This window comes from Nocardiopsis listeri NBRC 13360 (assembly GCF_001570765.1).
GTDB lineage: Bacteria > Actinomycetota > Actinomycetes > Streptosporangiales > Streptosporangiaceae > Nocardiopsis > Nocardiopsis listeri.
Genome location: NZ_BCSH01000057.1, coordinates 40,912 through 57,767, shown reverse-complemented (window position 1 = coordinate 57,767; position 16,856 = coordinate 40,912). Strand labels below are relative to the sequence as shown.

Sequence of the window (16,856 nt, the reverse complement as noted above, 5' to 3'; positions counted from 1 at the left end):
CCCGCCCAACCACCCCAAGGCTCTCTAGCTGAGGCGCCCCACCCACACACCCGATACCCGCCCACCAACCCCAAGGCATCAGACCTGAGGCGCCCCACCGCCCCACCGCCCCACCAACCCCACCGCCCGCCCCCACCCCGGGCAGCACAAAACCGGCGAAACCAGCGGCTCCCCCATATCGAGAAGATCACACCGAGCCCCCTCCCCGCCGGCCCACGTGGGAAGGGCTGTGGACAACTCCCATCTCAAGCCTGGCAATAGATCTCGGCCTCGGCCGACGTCACCGGGTTCCGATGGCGCCGTCCGGGGCCGAGTCGGCTCTGCGGCGGTATCAGGCGGGCAGGCCCAACTCCCTCGCGATGAGCATCTTCTGCACTTCGCTCGTTCCTTCCCCGATCTCCAGGATCTTGGCGTCGCGGTAGAACCGACCCACCGCGTAGTCGTTCATGAACCCGTACCCACCGAACACCTGGGTGGCGTCGCGGGAGTTGTCCATCGCGGCGTTCGACGCGATGAGCTTGGCGATCGCCGCCTCCTTCTTGAACGGCTCGCCGGCCAGCATCCGGGAAGCCGCGTCGTAGTAGGCCAAACGTGCCGTGTACGCGCGGGCCTCCATCTCGGCGATCTTGAACTGGATCGCCTGGTAGGCCGCGATGCTGTTACCGAAGGCCTGGCGCTCGTGGGCGTAGCGCACGCTCTCGTCCACGCAGCCCTGGGCCAGACCTACGGAGAGCGCCGCGATGGCGATACGTCCCTCGTCGAGGATCCGCAGGAACTGGGCGTATCCGCGACCGCGCTCGCCCACGAGGTTGGCCTCGGGGACCCGGCAGTCCTCGAACACCAGCTCGTTGGTGTCCGAGGCGTTCCACCCGACCTTGGAGTACTTCTGTCCCACCGAGAAGCCCGGGGTGCCCGTGGGCACGAGGATGGCTGAGATCTCCGGCCGCCCGTCCTCGCGGCGCCCGGTCACGGCGGTCACGGTGACCAGCGCGGTGATGTCGGTCCCGGAGTTGGTGATGAACGACTTGGTCCCGTTGATCACCCACTCGCCGTTCTCCAGCCGTGCGGTGGTCTTGGTCGCCCCGGCGTCCGAACCACCGTCGGGTTCGGTCAGACCGAACGCGCCGAGCGCCTCACCGGAGGTCAGCTTGGGCAGGTAGGCCTTCTTCTGCTCCTCTGTGCCGAACCGGAAGATCGGCATCGCGCCCAGCGAAACCCCGGCCTCCAGGGTGATCGCCACGGAGGAGTCGACCCGGGCCAGTTCCTCCAGGGCCAGGCACAGGGCGAAGTAGTCGCCGCCCATCCCGCCGTGCTCCTCGGGGAAGGGCAGCCCGAACAGCCCCATCGTCCCCATCTTGGCGACGAGCTCGTAGGGGAAGGCGTTTCGCTCATAGAAGTCGCCGATCACCGGCTTGACCTCGGTCTGGGCGAAGGTCTCCACGGCGGCCCGCAGGTCGTCGTGCTCGGTGGAGAGTTCGTGGCGCTTCATCGCTGCTCCTCGGTGGAGGTGGAAGGGGTGTCGGCCGGGATTTCGGCCAGGGCGTCGGCCTCGACGGTGACCAGGACGGCGTCCATGGGCACGGAGGAACCGGGATGGACCGCCACGGTGGCGACGGTGCCGTCGATCGGTGCGGGCACGGAGTGCTCCATCTTCATCGCCTCGACCACCGCGAGAGTGGTGCCGGCGGTGACCCGTTGGCCCACTTGGACGGGAACGTCCAGGACGGTGCCGGGCATGGGGCTGCGCACGGTGCCGTCGGCGGTCGCCTCGTCCTCACGGGAGGCCGCGGTGACGGGTTCCTCGTGCACGTTCCAGGTGGCGCCGGACATGCCCAGCCACCGGTGACCGGTCTCGGGGTCGTCGGCGCGCGGGTAGGTGCGGGTGTGTTCGGGCCCGGTGACGGTGAGTCGGGTGCCGTCGGCGGAGCGGTGGGCGCGCAGGGAGACGGGTTCCCGGTCTCGCACGCTCACCCGGTAGTGGCCCGGACCGCCGTCGCGCCGAACCCGGACGATGACCGCGTCGTGTCCGGGAACCCGTAGTCGCCACGGGGTCCAGGCGGGACCACCCATCCGCCAGCCGTCCGGAACCGCGAACCGGTCGGTGGTAGGGCCGTTCTCCAGGTCGAGTTGATGGTCCAGGGCCGCGGCGACGTACACCTCGGGCAGACGGTCGGGCGCGGGTTCGGGCGGGTCGGAGGCGATGAGGTCGGTACTCAGGTCGCCCTCGACCACGCGCGGATGGCGCAGCAATCGACGCAGGTAGGCGGTGTTGGTCACGCAGCCCAACAGGGTGTAGGAGGCCAGGGCCGCGTCCATTCGGTTCAGTGCCTCGGACCGGTCCGCGCCCCAGGTGATGACCTTGGCGAGCATGGGGTCGAAGTCGGAGGTGACCGCCCCGCCCTCGGCGATACCCGAATCCACGCGCACGTGCGGGCCGTCGGGCTCGTCCAAGAGCAGGATCGGTCCGCCCGAGGGCAGGAAGCCCCGATCGGCGTCCTCGGCGTAGATCCTGGACTCCACCGCGTGTCCGACCCAGGACACGTCCTCCTGGGTGAAGGGCAGCGCCTTCCCGTGGGCCACGTCCACTTGGAGTTCCACCAGGTCGACGCCGCGCTCGTCGCGTACCGCGACGACCTCTTCGGTGACGGGGTGTTCCACCTGGAGCCGGGTGTTCATCTCCAGGAAGGAGAACGACAGCTCTTCGCCCGGACCGGTCTCGGCGATGAACTCCACGGTGCCGGCGCCCACGTACCCGCAGGAGCGGGCGGCGGCCACGGCGGCCTCGCCCATGGCCTGGCGTTGGGCGTCGGTGAGCAGGGGAGAGGGGGCCTCCTCCACCACCTTCTGGTGCCGGCGTTGCAGGCTGCACTCACGTTCGCCCAGGTGCAGGACGTTGCCGTGGGTGTCGGCCAGCACCTGGACCTCGATGTGGCGGGGCCGCTGGACCAGCTGCTCCACCAGCAGGGTCGCGTCGCCGAAGGAGGCCAAGGCCTCGCGGCGGGCGGACGCGGCGTCGGCGAGTAGCGTGTCGGCCGCTTGTACGGCCCGCATGCCCTTGCCGCCACCCCCGGCCGAAGGCTTGATCAGCAGGGGGTAGCCGGTCTCCTCGGCGGCGCGCAGCAGTTCCTCGTCGCTCAGGGGCTGTCCGGGTTTTTCGGTGAACCCGCCCAGCACGGGCACACCGGCGGCGGCCACGGTGTCCTTGGCACGGATCTTGTCGCCCATGGCCTCGATGGCGGATGCCGGCGGGCCGATGAAGACCAGACCCGCGTCGGTGCAGGCGCGGGCGAAGTCGGCGTTCTCCGACAGGAAACCGTAGCCGGGGTGCACGCCGGTGGCCCCGCAGTCCAGGGCCAGGGCGACGATCCCGTCGGCGTCCAGGTAGTGCTCCACCCGCAGCGCCACGTCGGCGGCGAGGGCGTGGGGGGCGTTCGCGTCGGCGTCGGTGTACACGGCGGCGGTGCCAACGCCCATCCGGCGCAGGGTGCGCATGACGCGTAGTGCGATCTCGCCCCGGTTGGCGACCAGCACGCGCGAGGGCACGTGGGTCCCCGGACCGGTTCGTGGTGTCGTGCTCAAGGGTTCCTCACATCCGGAAGACGCCGTAGCCCACCGGCTCCAGGGGCGTGTGGCGGGCGGCGGACAGGGCCATGGCGAGCACGTCGCGGGTGTCGGCGGGGTCGATCACGCCGTCGTCCCACAACCGTGCGGTGGAGTAGTAGGGGCTGCCCTGCTCCTCGTACCGGTCGCGGATGGGGGCCTTGAAGGCCTCCTCGTCCTCGGCCGACCACTCCTCGCCACGCCCCTCCTTCTGGTCGCGGCGCACCGTGGACAGTACGGAGGCGGCCTGTTCGCCGCCCATGACGGAGATGCGGGCGTTGGGCCACATCCACAGGAACCTGGGGGAGTAGGCACGGCCGCACATCGAGTAGTTGCCGGCGCCGAACGAGCCGCCGATCACCACGGTGAACTTGGGGACCCGGGCGCAGGCCACGGCGGTGACCATCTTCGCGCCGTGCTTGGCGATGCCGCCGGCCTCGTAGTCGCGGCCGACCATGAACCCGGAGATGTTCTGTAGGAACACCAGCGGGATGGAGCGGCGGTCGCACAGTTCGATGAAGTGGGCGCCCTTGAGCGCGGACTCGGCGAACAGGATGCCGTTGTTGGCGACGATGCCCACCGGGTGCCCGTTGACGTGCGCGAATCCGGTGACCAGGGTGGTGCCGTACTCGGACTTGAACTCGGTGAACTCGCTGCCGTCGACGACGCGGCCGATGACCTCGCGCACGTCGTAGGGGGTACGGGTGTCGGCGGGCACGACCCCGTACAGCTCCTGGGGGTCCAGCTTGGGTGGACGCGGGGCGCGGGTCTCCCAGGCCGGTGGGTCGAGGGGGCCGAGGGTGTCGGCGATCCGACGCACCTTGCCCAGGGCGTCGGCGTCGTCGTCGGCGAGGTGGTCGGTCACGCCGGAGACCCGCGAGTGCAGGTCGCCGCCGCCCAGTTCCTCCGCGGTGACGACCTCGCCGGTGGCGGCCTTCACCAGGGGAGGCCCGCCCAAGAAGATGGTGCCCTGTTCGCGGACGATGACGGCCTCGTCGCTCATGGCGGGCACGTAGGCGCCGCCGGCGGTGCACGAGCCCAGGACCGCGGCGATCTGCGGGATGCCCTGCCTGGACATGGTGGCCTGGTTGTAGAAGATGCGGCCGAAGTGCTCTCGGTCGGGGAAGACGTCGTCCTGCATGGGTAGGAACGCGCCGCCGGAGTCGGCCAGGTAGACGCACGGAAGCCGGTTGTGCAGCGCGATCTCCTGGGCGCGCAGGTGCTTCTTGACCGTCATCGGGTAGTAGCTGCCGCCCTTGACGGTGGCGTCGTTGGCGACCACCACCATGGGGCGTCCGGCCACGCGTCCGATCCCGGCGATCATGCCGGCGCCCGGCGCGTCCTGGCCGTCCTCGCCGTAGAGACCGTAGGCGGCCAGGGGGGCGATCTCCAGGAACGGGGATCCGGGGTCCAGGAGTAGGTCGACGCGGTCGCGGGGGAGGAGCTTGCCGCGTTCGACGTGACGCGCACGGGTCTTCTCCGGGCCGCCGAGGGCCGCGGTGGCGATCCGCTCCCGCAGCTCCGACGCGAGGGCGCGGTTCGCGGCCTCGTTGGCGGCGAACGTGGGCCCGGCGGTGTCCACCGCCGAACCGAGCACAGGTGCCCTGCTCATGTTGTCCTCTCGTGGAGGGATGTTAATGCTCACTAACAACGGTGATGTTAGTAACTACTAACATGGCTGTCCAGGGTCGAGGTGAATCGGAAGGCGGGCGGATGGCGGCGAGGGCTATGGGACCCAGGACGGGTGGGCGACGGGCGGCGATCCTGGGCGCGGCGGCTCGACTCTTCGCGGCCCACGGCTACCGGGGGGTGACCATCGACGACCTCGGGCGGGCGGTGGGCACCACCGGCCCCGCGCTCTACCGGCACTTCCCGGGGAAGGAGGCCCTGCTGGGCGCAGTCCTGGTGGACATCAGCGAACGCCTCGCCGAACGCGGTCGCGCCCTCGTGTCCGGGGCCGACGATCCACGCGAGGCCCTCACCGCCCTGCTGCGCGGACACATCGCCTTCGCGCTCGACGAACCCGACCTCATCACCGTGCACGACCGTGAACTCGGCAACCTCACCGTCGAAGACCGGCGCAGGGTCCGTCGACTCCAGCGCGGCTACGTGGAGGAATGGGTCGGTGTTCTGGCCGGGTTGCGTCCCGACACCCCGGCGCCCACCCTGCGCGCCTCGGTGCACGCCGCGTTCGGCCTGCTCAACTCCACCCCGCACAGTCGTGGTCCGCTTTCCCGAGAGTCCATGGCCGACCTGCTCCTGCGGATGGGTGCGGCGGCCCTGCTCGCCGACGACGTCTGACCGGATCCGTGTGAAGGGGGAGGGCGGCACTCGTGCCGCCCTCCCCCTTCACACGGGTCGGGAACCTAGGAGGTTTCCGTGTCCTCGGTGGCGCTCTCCACCGGCTGGGTGACGTTCTCGTTCGGCGCGTCGCCGGTCACCTCGTCGGCTTCTTCGGCCTCCAGGGTCTCTTCGGTCTCCTCCGGTGCGTCGCCGGTCACCTCGTCGGCCTCCTCGGCCTCCGGGGCCTCGTCCTGCGGTGCGTCGTCGTTGAACGCCGGGAGGTCGAGCTCCTCCAGGGCTTCCGCCGGGCTCTTCACCTCCAGGAGGGCTCCGAACATCTCCAGCGCCCGAGGGTCGCTGAGCAGTTCGACGGCGTCCTCGTTCGCGAGGAGCTCCTGAACCTCCGGGTCCTCTAGGAGCGCCGCCGCATCGGGCGACAGCCCCTCGGCCGGTTCGGTGACCTCGTCGGTGGTGTCGGTGACCTCCTCGCTCGGCTCGGTCACTTCGTCCGACGGGTCGGCGAAGGCCGCCCCGAGTCCGAACACGGTCAGTCCTGTGGCCAGCACGGTGGTGGCGGCGATCCTGGTGAACGATCGCATACGAGTTCCTTGCCCCTCTCCTGTCACGGGTCGGCACGTTCCATACGTGCCTGACTACTTACGGTAATCAACCGTGTGTGCCGAGTGGCAGATCTGGCAACTAACGGGAGGTTTCGTCCTCGCGAAGTTCCCGTATGCCATCACGTGGAACGACCAACGCGGAATAAAGTCCCGGGCACGTTCCGTGTGGGTTCCCGGGAAAACAGGACGTGGACTCGTACATTCGACGGCGGTGAAGTGGGTACTCCTGCGTCCGACGGCCCGCAGACGCGAAGGACGTCCCGCCCCCGATACGAAGAAGGAGCGGTGAATACATGTCTCGGCCTCGGATCGTGGTGGTCGGTGCGGGATTCGGTGGACTCCACACCGTGCGCCACCTCGAACGCCGTATCCCCAATGGTGCGGCGGACATCGCCCTGGTCGCACCGAACGACTACATGCTCTACAGCCCGCTGCTACCCCAGGTGGCCTCGGGGCTCCTCACCCCGCAGTCGGTGGCCATGTCGGTGCACCGGCTCATGAAGAAGACCCGGTTCGTGCCCGGGTACGCGGTGGGCGTGGACACCCAGGACCACACCGTGGTGGTCCGGCGACCCACGGGCGAACTCGCGCCCGTGCCCTACGACCGGCTCGTCCTGGCGCCCGGTGGCCTGACCCGGGAGTTCGACATCCCCGGGTTGACCGAGCACGCCTACGGGGCCAAGACCCTCGCCGAAGCGGTCCTGCTCCGCGACCACGTACTGGGCCAGCTGGAGCTGGCCAACGACTCCAAGGACCCGATCGAACGGGAGGAACGCTGCCGCTTCGTGGTGGTCGGTGGCGGCTACACCGGTGTGGAGACCGCGGCCTCGCTCATGCGCCTGTGCCAGGAGGCCGCCCACCTCTACCCGGAACTGCGCTCGGTGATCCGGTGGCACCTGGTCGACATCGCGCCCAAGGTCCTGCCCGAACTCGGTGACCGGCTCGGCCGCAAGGCCCTGAACCTGCTGCGGAACCTGGGCATCGAGGTCAAGCTCAAGGTGACCGTCCGGGAGGTCACCGCCGACAAGGTCGTGCTGACCGACGGGCGCGCCCTGCCGTGCCGGACCCTGATCTGGACCGCGGGGGTCTCGCCCAGCCCGCTCATGGAGACACTCGGAAAGCCGACGATGCGCGGCCGACTGGAGGTCGGCGCGGACCTGTCCGTTCCCGGAGAGCCGGACGTGTTCGCGATCGGCGACGCGGCCGCCGTGCCCAACCTGTCGAGCGCCGAGAGCGCCTATTGCCCGCCCACCGCCCAGTACGCCAGCAGGCAGGCGGCCACCGTGGCCCAGAACGTGGTCAACTCGATCCTGGGGCGGCCACTGCGCGAGTTCAAACACAAGGACATGGGGCTCGTGGTGGACCTGAGCGGCAGTGACGCGCTCGCCCGCATCATGCAGTTCGACCTGAGCGGGCTGCCGGCGCTGGGCGTCACCCGCGGCTACCACGTGATGTCGGTGCCTTCGACCACGGCACGGGCGCGAATCATCGCCAACTGGGGAATCCGCGCCGTCACCGGGGGAGAGGTCGCCCGGATGGGGTTCGCCGACGAGGGGCGCCCGTCCTCGTTCGTGGCCAACGAGAAGGTGGACTACCTGGACGCGGAGAGCGCGCGGAAGGCGGGCGCGCGCCTGCGGGAGAACGAAGAGGATCGCTACGGAGACTGAGTCGAACCCTCGTCGAGGGCCCCGGAAGCGTCGGAGGACGTGGTTCCGGGGCCCTTCGCGTTCCGGGCACCGCGTCGACGGATGACGAGGATGACCGCGGCCGCGACCACGATCAGGGCCGGCGCCGAGAGGAGTTTCCACGGGTCGAAGAGGTCGGGCGGGTCGGCCAGGAGACGACGGGTGGGGGAATCGGGATCGGCGAGGATCGTCGCGACGAACACCGCGGACAGCGCGATGGTGACGACCAGGGCCACCTTCCCCCAGAGTCCCCGCAGCCCCATACGTCGCCGCAGTACCCCGCCCGCCTCGATGATGCGGGTCACCCGGGCCAACCGCAGCGTCCCGGCGACCCTGGCCAACCGTAGGAGCTGGGCGGGGCCGAGGGTGAAGACGATCGCCGGCACCGTCAACACCGCGACGAAGGTGCTCCACCGGTGGGTGCGCAGCCAGTCGAGCTTGTTCTCGGCCAGTGCGATGAGCAGGATCCACTCCGCCCAGAGGACCAATCCCGCCAACCAATTGACCCGCGCCCCGATCTCGGACCAGATCCCCCCGCCCCACAGGGAGAGGAAGACCGCCGGAACGGAGAGGACGGCGCTCAGCAGGACGGGGGTCGCCAGGTGGCGTTCGAGCGAGTCGGAGAGACTGTTCTGTTCGGGGGCCATGGCGAGAACGTAGCCTGATCAGGGGAGGTGCCGGCGACCCGTGGCCGGGTCCGGCCGAGTGGGACGTGGGATGATCGTCAGGAACGGACCAGGCGGGCGATGGCCTCGGAGGCCTCGCGGACCTTCTCCTCGGCCTCCTCGCCGCCGTTGGCCACAGCGTGCGCGACGCAGTGCTTGAGGTGTTCGTCGAGCATGGACAGGGCGAAGGAACGCAACGCCTTGTTGACCGCGGAGGTCTGGGTGAGGATGTCGATGCAGTACTGGTCGTCCTCGACCATGCGCTGAAGGCCGCGGATCTGGCCCTCGATGCGGCGGAGCCGGTTGATGTGGCTCTGCTTGTCGTGGCTGTAACCGTGGTTCGCCGTCATGCCGCCGTTTCCCTCTTGTGCCTGCTCAGCTGCCATAACAATACCCCCTTAAGGTATTCAAGGGCGGGGCCTCGTGGTCTATTCCGCCCGGCCGGCCGCCGCTCCGGAACGAAATACCACCAACGCGGCCGTAGTAGGAGTTTCCCAGACCGCCGGGACCTTCGGCCCCGGGCCAGGGGTCCGAGGCCGTTCCCGGCCTCGCGTAAATGTTCGGTGCGAACCGGACAACCCGGGGTGCCCGGCCCTTGCCCCGATCTCCGGACCGCACGGACCATGGCGTTATGAGCGACAGCGCCGAACAGGACATCATGACGACCATCCGCGGGTTGATGGACGAGGAGCACGCGCTCCGTTCCACACCCGGTGGACTGGAACCGGCCGAACGCGATCGGATGAGGGAGGTCGAGGAGGCGCTCGACCAGTGCTGGGACCTGCTGCGTCAGCGACGGGCCAAGGACGAGTTCGGGCAGGATCCCGACGACACCAGGGTCCGGCCGGTCTCCGAGGTCGAGAACTACCGGCAGTGACTCGGCGCCGGCGGCTACGCGGAATCCACAACCAGAGGCCCTTCCGGAGCGTCAACATGGATGACCGCCGGCTTCGAGGAGTCGGCGCCGATCCCTGTCCGTCGCGTACGAAGGAACCGCATGTTCGCCACCCTGACCGGGTTGGGTCTGGCCTCCGCGTCCGGACTCAACGCCTACGTCCCCCTGCTGCTGGTGGGGTTGATAGCCCGATTCACCGAGCTGGTCCCGCTCGGCCCGTCCTGGACCTGGTTGGAACACCCGATCACCCTGATCAGCCTCACCGTGCTGTTGGTGGTGGAGTTCGCGGCGGACAAGATTCCCGCGCTGGACAGCCTCAACGACGTCGTTCAGACCGTGGTCCGGCCGTCCGCCGGCGGCATCACGTTCGGCGCGGGCGCCTCGACGGTGGAACTGGCCGAGATCACCGGTGAGGCCTCCGGAGCGGTGGCCACCTCCGGCGGGGTGGCGTGGGGCGCGGTCATCGCCGGTGCCCTCATCGCCCTGGCCTTCCACGTGGTCAAGGCGCTGGCCCGGCCGGTGATGAACGCGATGAGCTTCGGTGTGGCAGCCCCGGTGGTCTCCTTCCTGGAGGACGTCGTCAGCTTCCTGACCTCGGTGATGGCGATCCTGCTACCGGTGCTCATCATCATCGTGTTCCCACTGATGGTGTTGTTCGCGGTGTGGGTCGTGCGCCGACGCCGACGGATCCGTGAGGAACGTCGGTCGGTCGATCGGGAAGGCCATGACCTGGGAGGCCCCGCCTGAGGGTGTCCGAAACCGCATACCGGAAATCGGCCTGTGGTCGTAGGGTGCATCCGATGCCTGAGATGACTTTCGAGAACAGCGACCCTCGCCACATCGTCTGGGACTGGAACGGAACCCTCCTGGACGACAACCACGCCAACCTCGCCGCGGTCAACGCCGTCTGCGCGGGGTTCGGCCGCGAACCCATCGAGTTGGAGTACTGGCGTTCGATCTTCCGTCGCCCGCTCATTCCCTGCTACGAGGAACTCCTCGGGCGTTCCTTCGCCGAAGGGGAGTGGGACCGCGCCGAGGAACTGTACGACACCAACTACGTGAAGCACCTGCCCACGTGCGACCTCGCACCCGGAGTCCCCGACGTCCTGCGCGATTGGACCGGCAAGGGCGGCACACAGTCGTTGCTGTCCATGGCCTCCCACGACCACCTGGTCCCGCTGATCGGTGAACGCGGGCTCACCTCGCATTTCACCCGGATCGACGGACGCAGGTTCGAGACCGAACAGGACTCCAAGGCCGAGCACCTGGTCCACCACCTGCGCCACCAGGAACTGGACCCGGCCCGGGTCGTCCTCATCGGCGACATCGACGACGACGCCCGAGCCGCCCGCGAGGCCGGCGCGCAACCGATCCTGGTCGCCGGCGGACTGATGTCCCGGGAGCGCCTGGAGGCCACCGGCGCCGTGGTCGTCGACTCGCCCGCCGAAGCCGTCGCCACCGTCATGTCCCTCAACTGAGCCCACCGGCCATGGGCCAAAGCATGGGCCAAGGTAGGAACCCCACTCTTCCCGGCGCTTCGGAAGTGGGGTTCCCACGTACCTCCAAGACCGTGGTGACCTGCGAACTCCAGGGAATCCACTAGGTCGGGCCGGCCCGTGATCGCGGACACGGCGTGTTGTTAGATGGGTCTCGAAGCAACGCAAAGCCACGCGATCGGAAGGCGGGCCAATGACGGAGAGCAGCGTGCCCCGTGTGCTCTGGGAACCCGACGAGCGGCGGATCGACTCCGCCAACGTCGTGGCGTTCGCACGATGGGCCGCACGGGAGAAGGGTGTCGACGCCTTCGGCGGCGACTCCACCGAGGCACGGGACTTCGACTACGACGCCCTGTGGCGTTGGTCGGTCACCGACGTCGACGGGTTCTGGGCCTCCATCTGGGACTACTACGGGGTCCGGGCCGACACCCCCTACGAGACGGTCCTGGCCGACCGGAGCATGCCCGGGGCGCGGTGGTTCCCCGGTGCCACCCTCAATTACGCCCGGCACATCTTCGAGGGCCGTGACGACGACGCCGTCGCGATCCGGCACGCCACCGAACTGCGCGGACTCGGAGAGTGGACCTGGGGCGAGCTGCGCGAGCGCACCGCCGCCATAGCGGCCGGGCTGCGCGAACTCGGTGTGGGCGAGGGCGACCGGGTGGCCGCCTACCTGCCGAACCTGCCCGAGACGGCCGCCGCGTTCTACGCGGTGGCCTCCCTCGGCGCCGTCTGGTCCTCCTGCTCACCCGACTTCGGCGTGCGCAGCGTCATCGACAGGTTCGCCCAGATCGAGCCGAAGGTGCTGTTGGCCGTGGACGGTTACCGGTACGGCGGCAAGGACTTCGACCGCCGTCCCGTGGTGGAGGAACTGCGCGAAGCCCTGCCCACCGTGGAACGCACGGTCCTGCTCGCCCACCTGACTCCCGACGCCGAGCTGGAGGGCGCTCTGCCCTGGGCCGACCTGGTGGCCTCCGGAGCGGGCACCGAACTGACCTTCGCCCCCGTCCCCTTCGACCACCCCCTGTGGGTGCTCTACTCCTCGGGCACCACCGGTCTGCCCAAGGCCATCGTCCAGGGCCACGGCGGAATCCTCCTCGAACAGCTCAAGAACCTGAACCTGCACCTGGACGCCCAGGAACACGACCGGGTCCTGTGGTTCACCACCACCGGGTGGATGATGTGGAACTTCCTGGTCAGCGTGTTGCTGACCAAGGCCTCCATAGTCCTGTACGACGGCAGTCCCGCCGCCCCGAACATGGACGCGTTGTGGGACCTGGCCGCCGAGGCCGGGGTGACCGTGTTCGGCACCAGCGCCGGGTACCTGTCCTCCTGCATGAAGCAGGGCGTGGTCCCGCGCGAGGGCCGTGACCTGTCCGCGCTCAAGGCGATCGGTTCCACCGGTTCCCCGCTCAGTCCCGAGGCGTTCTCCTGGGTGTACGAGGAACTCGGCCCGGACCTGTGGCTCTTCTCCACCAGCGGCGGCACGGACATCTGTAGCTGCCTGGTCGGCGGTACCCCCACCCTCCCCGTGTACGAGGGCGAGATCCAGTCTCGCGGGTTGGGCATGGCGGTGGCCTCCTGGGACCCCGAGGGCAAGGAACTCGTCGGGGAGGTCGGCGAGCTCGTGGTCACCGAACCCGCACCGTCCATGCCGGTGTTCCTGTGGGGCGACACCGACGGTTCGCGCCTGCACGACAGCTACTTCGCCGTCTACCCGGGGGTCTGGCGGCACGGCGACTGGATCGAGATCACCGACCGCGGCACGGCGATCATCTACGGCCGTTCGGACTCCACCATCAACCGCGGTGGCGTGCGCATGGGCACCAGTGAGATCTACCGGGCGGTCCTGGCCCTGGAGGACGTCCTGGACGCCCTGGTGGTGGACGTCCCGCAGCAGGACGGCTCCTCGCGGATCGAACTGTTCGTGGTGCTGCGCGAGGGCGCCGACCTGGAAGGCGACGTGCCCAAGGAGATCGCCCGCAGAATCCGTACCGACTGTTCGCCCCGGCACGTCCCGGACCGGGTCCGCGCCATCGCCGCCGTGCCACGGACCCTGTCCGGCAAGGTGCTGGAGGTTCCGGTCAAGCGGATCCTCATGGGTGAGAGCCCGGAGAAGGTGGCCAGCCGCGACTCGTTGGCCGACCCCGAGGCGTTGGACCACTTCAGCGAGATGGTCGACGGGGACTGATCCGGCCCACGAACGGTCGTCCCACGTCGAACACCGGGCCCGGGACGCGCACGCGCCCCGGGCCCTGCGGCCGGCCGGGTGTGGCCGTTAGAAGAACGTCAGGACGTTGGAGACCCACGCGCGAGCGGCATAGCCTGACGAACGTGGCACAGAACCAGTCTGACGACACCGGCACCCTTCCCGACGACCGTCCCCCGGCCAAGAACCGTGTCGACGGCATCGACGCCGCTCGGGCGCTCGCGGTCTTCGGCATGTTCGCGGTCCACCTCGGGGTGGTCTCCTTCGGGCTGCTGCCCGAGGAACAGGGCTGGGAGCTGCACGGACTGGTCCGGGGTAACTCCTCGGCGCTCTTCGCCTTCCTCGCCGGGGTGTCGCTGGCCCTGATGAGCGGACGGGCCGAACCGGTCTCGGGCCGGCCACTGCGTCGGGTGATGGTCAAGATCGTGGCCCGGTCGCTGGTCATCGGTCTGCTCGGTCTGTTCCTGGACTCGCTCGCGGTCCCGGTGGCCATCATCCTCACCTACTACGCCGGATTCTTCGTCCTGGCGCTGCCGTTGCTCCGTGCCCGGGCGGCCGTGCTGTGGATCGTCGCCGCGACCTTGGCCGTGTTCGGTCCGGTCGTGTCCTTCCTGCTGCGCCAGGACCTGTTCCCCGCGCAGCCGCGTACCGGCGCCGTCACCTCCTTCTCGGAGTTCTTCCTCACCGGCTATTACCCGGCCATCACCTTCATGGCGTTCATGTTCGCGGGTATGGCGGTGGGGCGCACGGACCTGACCGCGACGGTGGTGCGCGTGCGCATGGCCGTGGGCGGTGCGATCATGACCGCCCTCGGCTACCTGGGACCGTGGGTGCTGCTCTACCCGTTGGGCGGCCTGGACCGGCTCACCGAGGCCCACAGCACCTTCCTCAACGGTTCGCCGCTGGGCTCGGTGGACGCCGGGACCGCCGAGGAACTGCGCTGGAACACCATCGACGCCATGCACAGCATCAGCGGTCAGGTGCACACGGACAGTTGGTGGTGGCTGGCGGTGGGCACCCCGCACACCGGGACCACCTTCGAGATCTTCGAGGCCGTCGGCCAGGCGTTGCTGGTGTTGGTGATCTGCGTGTCGCTGGCCGAGCGGCTACCGCGCGTGATGTACCCGCTCGCCTCGGTGGGCCGGATGCCGCTGACCGTCTACACCGGGCACATCCTCGTCCTGGCGGTCATCGTCGCCTTCCACCCGGAGAACGCCGCGGGCGGACCGTTCTACCTGGAGTGGTTCATCCTCGGCTCGTTCGTTTTCGCGACCTCGTGGCGCCTGCTGCTCGGGCGTGGGCCGCTCGAACTCGGCCTGGGCAAGGTCTCCGAGGGCGCGGCGGTGTTGATGGACGAGGCCGGCGGCCGGGACCGGCGCGGCTGAACGGGTCGGTCGAACGAACCGGTCAACGTTCCCCGGGCCGTCGGATGTTGGCCGAGGTGCGGTCCCGGTGGGCGAGCGAGTCGGTGGTGGTCCGGGTGTTCTGTCGGATCAGTCGACGGGCGTCGTCGGCGGCCGAGCGCGCCACCTCCGGGCGGGCCACCGGCCGCTGCGCGAGTTCGGCGTCCTCGGGCAGTCCGATGTCCATGGGCAGCCCGGCCTTGCCGATCACCCGCAGTTGGGAGGCCTCCTGGGAAAGGGAGGGGCGGATGTCGCCGTCGGGGGTCTTCCAAGCGGCCAGACGCTGGACGAACCAACGCCCGCCCCGGAACTCCTCGCCCCGGTCCCAGACCGACCCGTCCGGGCGTTCGAGGAGGGCGTGCCGCAGGTCGGCCAGGGTCCACCCGGCGGAGAAGAAGCGAGCAGACTCGGCCTTGAGGAAAGCGAAGTCCACCCCCCGCAGTGACGGGTCCTGTCGACGGATCAGCTCACAGGCCTCGTGCACGGCGTGCGGGGTGTGCCGTGGTCGGTGGTCAGGGTCCGCGACGGGTTTGCGCAGCAGTGCGTCGTCGACGGTCACGATCACCTCGCCTCGCCGGTTGTCCCAGATGCTCACGTCATCGCGCGCCCACCCCTGGGACTCGGCCAGGGCGAGCGCCATCTTCCGCAGGTCGACCTGGGTGTCGTCGCTACTGATCCGGAATTCCGCCATGGCGCCCAGCGTAGCCGCGAGGGGCGACGCTGGGCGCCGGCTCCGAACCGCCCAGGGGAGTGGTCCGGTCTAGACCGCGCTTGGGGTGGGGGCGATGAGCCAGGCCGGAGAAAGTGCCGTTTTGGGGTGATTCGAGCGGCTGTTGGGAGGAAGGAACAACGCTCACGAGACATGTGCATTGGAGACTCCTCCAACCTTGATGGCCCCGAACACACGAGGCGATGCCACCGACGGGGCCCGGGGTTATGGTGACTGCCTGACGGCCCCGGCCGGGACGCGGATCCCCCGCGGCCGACCCGGGACCCGCCGTCCCCGCCCATCCGGTGGCGGACGGTCACAGTGAACCGACGAAGCTGTAGGTGCCCGTGTCACACACCGCGACCGCGCCCGAGGCGACCACGAACCACGCGCTCCGGGCCCATCTGTACGGCCTGCCCGGTGTCGACGAGGTCGGCGCCCGGGCCCGGGCCCAGGACCTGTCCACCCGGTCCATCAAGACCACCGCCAAGGCGGCCGCCATCGACCTGGCGATCTCCATGGTGGACCTGACCACCCTCGAAGGCGCCGACACCCCGGGCAAGGTCCGGTCCCTGTGCGCCAAGGCGGCCCTGCCCGATCCGGCCGACCGCACCGTGCCCAAGGTGGGCGCCGTGTGCGTCTACCCGGACATGGTCGCCACCGCGGTGGAGGCGCTGCGCGGCACCGGCATCGGGGTGGCCTCGGTCGCCACCGCCTTCCCCGCCGGTCGCGCGCCCCTGGACGTCAAGCTCGCCGACACTCGGCGGGCCGTGGCCGACGGCGCGAGCGAGATCGACATGGTCATCGACCGCGGCGCGTTCCTGTCCGGCGACTACCTGAAGGTGCACGAGGAGATCGTCGCGGTCAAGGAGGCCTGCGGGGACGCCCACCTGAAGGTCATCCTGGAGACCGGTGAGCTGAACACCTACGACAACGTGCGCCGCGCCTCCCACCTGGCCATGCGCGCCGGTGGCGACTTCATCAAGACCTCCACCGGCAAGGTGGCCCCGGCCGCCACGCTCCCGGTCACGCTCATCATGCTGGAGGCCGTGCGCGACCACCACGCCGAGACCGGTCGCCGCGTCGGCGTCAAGCCCGCCGGAGGCATCCGCAACACCAAGGACGCCATCCGCAACCTGGTGCTGGTCAACGAGACCGCCGGGCCCGCGTGGCTCACCCCGGACCTGTTCCGGATCGGTGCCTCCAGCCTGCTCAACGACCTGCTCATGCAGCGCACCAGGCTGTCCACCGGCACCTACCCGGGCCCCGACTACTACACGCAGGACTAGCC

At 69.5% G+C, this 16,856-nt stretch carries 15 protein-coding genes; 8 read left to right on the top strand and 7 right to left on the bottom strand.

What is annotated here, in order from left to right; all coding sequences use genetic code 11:
* Window positions 1-331: 331 nt before the first annotated feature.
* From NLI01S_RS17885 to NLI01S_RS17875, 3 genes are read right to left on the bottom strand one after another with little or no spacing between them, the layout of a single operon-like run.
* The gene (locus NLI01S_RS17885) at window positions 332-1,489 is read right to left on the bottom strand and encodes an acyl-CoA dehydrogenase family protein (protein ID WP_067606067.1); all 1,158 of its coding nucleotides are present in this window, start codon (window positions 1,487-1,489) and stop codon (window positions 332-334) included.
* Window positions 1,486-3,579, bottom strand: a complete 2,094-nt coding sequence (locus tag NLI01S_RS17880; RefSeq protein ID WP_067606066.1) for an acetyl/propionyl/methylcrotonyl-CoA carboxylase subunit alpha — start codon at window positions 3,577-3,579, stop codon at window positions 1,486-1,488. The genes NLI01S_RS17885 and NLI01S_RS17880 overlap by 4 nt, the downstream gene beginning before the upstream one ends.
* A 7-nt stretch (window positions 3,580-3,586) precedes the next feature.
* Window positions 3,587-5,197 (bottom strand): carboxyl transferase domain-containing protein, encoded by a 1,611-nt coding sequence (locus NLI01S_RS17875; protein ID WP_067606064.1) that lies wholly within the window; start codon window positions 5,195-5,197, stop codon window positions 3,587-3,589.
* Between the two features lie 131 nt (window positions 5,198-5,328).
* On the opposite strand from NLI01S_RS17875, the gene NLI01S_RS17870 reads away from it, so the two are divergent.
* Complete coding sequence (locus NLI01S_RS17870; protein ID WP_084392687.1) at window positions 5,329-5,901, top strand: SACE_7040 family transcriptional regulator; 573 nt, start codon at window positions 5,329-5,331, stop codon at window positions 5,899-5,901.
* Window positions 5,902-5,966: 65 nt separating this feature from the next.
* Here NLI01S_RS17870 and NLI01S_RS17865 read toward each other — a convergent pair whose 3' ends face one another.
* Window positions 5,967-6,482 (bottom strand): hypothetical protein, encoded by a 516-nt coding sequence (locus tag NLI01S_RS17865; protein ID WP_067606060.1) that lies wholly within the window; start codon window positions 6,480-6,482, stop codon window positions 5,967-5,969.
* Between the two features lie 314 nt (window positions 6,483-6,796).
* Here NLI01S_RS17865 and NLI01S_RS17860 point away from each other — a divergent pair, with 314 nt between their 5' ends.
* Window positions 6,797-8,170: an NAD(P)/FAD-dependent oxidoreductase gene (locus NLI01S_RS17860; RefSeq protein WP_067606058.1), complete on the top strand. Its 1,374-nt coding sequence runs from the start codon at window positions 6,797-6,799 to the stop codon at window positions 8,168-8,170.
* On the opposite strand, the gene NLI01S_RS17855 is transcribed toward NLI01S_RS17860, so the two are convergent.
* Window positions 8,158-8,835, bottom strand: a complete 678-nt coding sequence (locus tag NLI01S_RS17855) for a metal-sensitive transcriptional repressor family protein (RefSeq protein ID WP_067606056.1) — start codon at window positions 8,833-8,835, stop codon at window positions 8,158-8,160. The genes NLI01S_RS17860 and NLI01S_RS17855 overlap by 13 nt on opposite strands.
* 77 nt (window positions 8,836-8,912) lie before the next feature.
* A complete protein-coding gene (locus NLI01S_RS17850) occupies window positions 8,913-9,203 on the bottom strand; it encodes a metal-sensitive transcriptional regulator (RefSeq protein ID WP_067606054.1) in 291 nt (96 codons plus the stop codon).
* Window positions 9,204-9,484: 281 nt separating this feature from the next.
* Here NLI01S_RS17850 and NLI01S_RS17845 point away from each other — a divergent pair, with 281 nt between their 5' ends.
* The 5 genes from NLI01S_RS17845 (at window position 9,485) to NLI01S_RS17825 (ending at window position 14,838) form a co-directional block, all read left to right on the top strand.
* Complete coding sequence (locus NLI01S_RS17845; RefSeq protein ID WP_067606052.1) at window positions 9,485-9,730, top strand: DUF2630 family protein; 246 nt, start codon at window positions 9,485-9,487, stop codon at window positions 9,728-9,730.
* A 120-nt stretch (window positions 9,731-9,850) separates the two neighbouring features.
* On the top strand, window positions 9,851-10,495 hold the full coding sequence (locus NLI01S_RS17840; protein ID WP_067606050.1) for a DUF4126 domain-containing protein: 645 nt from the start codon (window positions 9,851-9,853) through the stop codon (window positions 10,493-10,495).
* 53 nt (window positions 10,496-10,548) lie between these two features.
* Window positions 10,549-11,226: an HAD family hydrolase gene (locus NLI01S_RS17835; RefSeq protein WP_067606048.1), complete on the top strand. Its 678-nt coding sequence runs from the start codon at window positions 10,549-10,551 to the stop codon at window positions 11,224-11,226.
* Between the two features lie 211 nt (window positions 11,227-11,437).
* Window positions 11,438-13,435 carry an acetoacetate--CoA ligase gene (locus NLI01S_RS17830; protein WP_067606046.1) on the top strand — a complete coding sequence of 666 codons (1,998 nt, stop codon included), beginning with the start codon at window positions 11,438-11,440 and terminating at the stop codon, window positions 13,433-13,435.
* A gap of 143 nt (window positions 13,436-13,578) precedes the next feature.
* On the top strand, window positions 13,579-14,838 hold the full coding sequence (locus NLI01S_RS17825; RefSeq protein ID WP_067606044.1) for a heparan-alpha-glucosaminide N-acetyltransferase domain-containing protein: 1,260 nt from the start codon (window positions 13,579-13,581) through the stop codon (window positions 14,836-14,838).
* Window positions 14,839-14,860: 22 nt separating this feature from the next.
* Here NLI01S_RS17825 and NLI01S_RS17820 read toward each other — a convergent pair whose 3' ends face one another.
* Window positions 14,861-15,547 (bottom strand): hypothetical protein, encoded by a 687-nt coding sequence (locus tag NLI01S_RS17820; protein WP_067606042.1) that lies wholly within the window; start codon window positions 15,545-15,547, stop codon window positions 14,861-14,863.
* 359 nt (window positions 15,548-15,906) lie between these two features.
* Between NLI01S_RS17820 and deoC the strand changes: the two genes are divergently transcribed.
* Window positions 15,907-16,854, top strand: a complete 948-nt coding sequence (gene deoC / locus NLI01S_RS17815; RefSeq protein ID WP_067606039.1) for a deoxyribose-phosphate aldolase — start codon at window positions 15,907-15,909, stop codon at window positions 16,852-16,854.
* The last annotated feature ends 2 nt before the right edge of the window (window positions 16,855-16,856 follow it).